Source organism: uncultured Dialister sp. (assembly GCF_900538805.1).
Taxonomy (GTDB): Bacteria; Bacillota; Negativicutes; order Veillonellales; family Dialisteraceae; genus Dialister.
Genome location: NZ_UPZP01000148.1, coordinates 1 through 3,392, shown reverse-complemented (window position 1 = coordinate 3,392; position 3,392 = coordinate 1). Strand labels below are relative to the sequence as shown.

The 3,392-nt window shown below is 51.2% G+C and carries 2 protein-coding genes; both read left to right on the top strand.

Annotated elements, in window-relative coordinates; genetic code table 11:
* The first annotated feature begins 539 nt into the window (after positions 1 to 539).
* Entirely contained in the window at positions 540 to 1,793 is a 1,254-nt protein-coding gene (locus QZQ29_RS09150; protein WP_296962579.1) for an argininosuccinate synthase, read from the top strand.
* Positions 1,790 to 3,217 (top strand): argininosuccinate lyase, encoded by a 1,428-nt coding sequence (argH, locus tag QZQ29_RS09145; protein ID WP_296962576.1) that lies wholly within the window; start codon positions 1,790 to 1,792, stop codon positions 3,215 to 3,217. Before QZQ29_RS09150 ends, argH begins: the two co-directional genes overlap by 4 nt.
* Positions 3,218 to 3,392 lie beyond the last annotated feature (175 nt).

Here is a 3,392-nt window from a genome sequence, read left to right as displayed (position 1 = left end):
CTCTATTGAGACTCTGAGTCGAGAGATCTCCGCCCCAATGCGGCTTGTGCCATTGGGAGAGGGAGATTTCTCCACTCCGCTTCGCTTCGGTCGAAATGACAATGAAGCGGGGTGAGTGTTTGCGTCAATTTGTTCCTTGCAGACCTATGATAAGGCGTCTGCCGCCAAATTGTCTAACTATCCGAGGAGAAAGCAATCATTTTTTTACAGCCCTCTATATACTGCGGCGCCAGCCGCCACCACACCCTCTGAACCCTTTGAACCTTCTGACCCCTCTGAACCCTTTACTATGTGTATATTCTGTATAAAGTGCAAAAATTCTTTTTCTTCCCTCAAGATGAAAAATATCCGGTAATTATCGTATAAATCACTATTGCATGAAAAATAAAAATGCAGATAAAAATGCAGAAAATTGAAAAAATCTCAAATTTCCTATTGCACATTTATGCAAAGAGCTGTATAATTATCACATCTTAAGAAAAGCCCCCGTGAAGGGCTCATGAAATTGTCTATATTCAATGAAGAAAGGCGGCATTCCTATGGCTGATGTTAAAGATGTAAAAAAAGTAGTTCTTGCTTATTCCGGCGGACTGGATACTTCCGTTATTATTCCCTGGCTGAAGGAAAATTATGGCTGCGAGGTCATTGCCTGCACGGTGAACCTGGGGCAGCCTGAAGATTTCGATGCCATCCATAAGAAGGCCCTTGCTTCCGGCGCTTCCGTGGCGGAAACCCTGGATGTAAGGAAAGAATTTATTGAAGAATACGCCTACAACGTACTGAAGGCCGACGGCCGGTATGAAGGCAAGTACCTGCTGGGCACCTCATTCGCCCGTCCCCTCATCGGCAAATGCCTGGTGGACATGGCTAAGAAGTACGGCGCCGACGCCATCTGCCACGGCGCTACCGGCAAGGGCAATGACCAGGTTCGTTTCGAACTGACCATCAAAGCCCTGGCTCCCCATATGAAGATTATCGCTCCCTGGAGAATCTGGGATATGAAGTCCAGGGAAGATGAAATGAAGTATGCTGAAGCCCATGGCGTGCCCATCGATAAATACGATGAAAAGCAGACCGACGAAGAAAAGGCTGCCCAGAAATATCCATATTCCATGGACTGGAATATGTGGCACCTGTCCCATGAAGGGGACGACCTGGAGAACCCGGCCAATGCGCCTCACAAGGATATGTACCTTGTTACCTGCGATCCGGAAGATGCTCCCGACAAGGACGAACTGGTGACCATCGAATTTGAAAAGGGCGTACCTACCGCTGTAAACGGCAAGAAGATGGACGGCGTGGAACTGGTGAATACACTGAATGCCATCGGTGCCAGAAACGGCATCGGCATCGATGACCTGGTGGAAAACAGACTGGTAGGCATGAAATCCAGAGGCGTTTATGAAAACCCCTGCGGCTCCATCCTCTTCTATGCCCACACGGAACTGGAAAGACTTACCCTTGACCGGGCGACCTTCCATTTCAAGGAAGTGGCTGCGGTGAAATATTCCGAACTGGTTTACGACGGCATGTGGTTTGCCCCGCTCCGGGAAGCACTCCAGGCCTTTGCAGACAAGACCTCCGAAACCGTTACCGGCAAAGTCACCCTGCGCCTCTACAAGGGCAACATCATGTCCCACGGCGCTGAAAGCCCCTATTCCCTGTACAACGAAGAATTTGTCACCTTCGGCGAAGATGATGTATACAACCAGGCCGATGCGGAAGGCTTCATCAACCTCTTCGGTCTGCCCCTCACCATCCGGGCCCTCATGAAGGAGAAGAATGCAAAATGAGTGATATGATGTGGGGCGGACGCTTTACGAAAGCGGAGGAAAAAAATGCCCTTGATTTCAACGCATCCATTTCCTATGACTGCCGGATGTATAAAGAAGACATTGCCGGCTCCAAGGCCCATGCGAAAATGCTTGCCCGCCACGGCATCATTTCAGAGGAAGACCGGGTGAAAATCACCGAAGGCCTTTCTAAAATCAAAAAAGAAATCGACGACGGAAAGTTTCCTTTCTCCATTGAGCTGGAAGACATCCACATGAACGTGGAAAAACGGCTCACCGATGACATCGGCGACGCCGGAGCCCGGCTCCACACCGCAAGGAGCCGGAACGACCAGTGTGCCCTGGACCTCCATATGTACATGAAAAGACAGATGGGCCGTCTGGCGGATAAGCTCATCGCCGTGGAAGAAGCTCTCCTCAATGCGGCGGAAAAGTACAAAGATGTGATTCTGCCGGGCTACACCCATATGCAGCGGGCCCAGCCGGTGCTCTTTGCCCATCACATGCTCTGCTACTTCGCCATGCTGGAAAGGGATTTTAAGCGGCTGGAAGACTGCTATGAAATGGCGGACATGTCTCCCATCGGCGCCTGCGCCCTGGCAGGAACCACCTATCCCACCAATCCCCTGGAAGAAGCGGAGGACCTCCACTTCTCCAAGGTCTATGGAAACAGCCTGGACGCTGTGTCCGACAGGGACTACCTTCTCCAGTTCCTCTCCTTTGCCTCCATCTGCGCCATGCACCTGTCCAGGCTCTCGGAGGAATTCATTTACTGGAGCACCAGCGAATTCCAGTTCATTGAACTGGACGACGGCTACTCCACCGGAAGCTCCATTATGCCCCAGAAGAAAAATCCGGACATGTGCGAACTCATCCGCGGCAAAACAGGCCGTATCTACGGAAGCCTCATGGGCCTCCTCACTGTGATGAAGGGACTCCCCCTTGCCTACGACAAGGATATGCAGGAAGATAAGGAAGGCGTTTTTGACGCCATGGATACTTTGTACTTTGCCCTGGATATTTACGCCGGCATGATTAACACCATGACCGTCAACGGAAAGCACACCAGGGAAGTGCTGGAACACGACTTCTCCAACGCCACGGACATGGCGGACTATCTGGCCAAGAAGGGCCTCCCCTTCCGGCAGGCCCATGCGGTGGTAGGAAATGCGGTGCATTACTGCATCGAACACCACAAGGTGCTCCATGACCTGACCATGGAAGAATTCAAATCCATGAGTCCCCTCTTTGAAGAAGACATCCTGAAAGCACTGAAAATAGAAAACTGCGTGAAAAACCGCGAAAGCTACGGCGGCACCGGTCCGAAATCCGTAGAACGCCAGAAAGCCCACGGAAAAGAAGCTGTGGCAGCCATGAAAGAAAAGGCCGCCCAGTGGAAAGAATCCATGGCCTTCCTGGGATAACAGTGAGCCATAGCGCCCTGCGCTTGGTATAGACAATTTCACAGGAAAAAGCCCCCGCGAAAGCAGGGGCTTTTTCCTGTGGAGATGATACACCATGGTTTCCTGTGGAGATGATACACCATGGTTTCCTGTGGAGATGATACACCATGGTTTCCTGTGGAGATGATACACCATG

Bases quoted from the DNA above. Each gene is read 5' to 3' on its own strand.
- argH (WP_296962576.1), top strand. From the start codon at position 1,790: ATGAGTGATATGATGTGGGGCGGACGCTTTACGAAAGCGGAGGAAAAA.
- QZQ29_RS09150 (WP_296962579.1), top strand. From the start codon at position 540: ATGGCTGATGTTAAAGATGTAAAAAAAGTAGTTCTTGCTTATTCCGGC.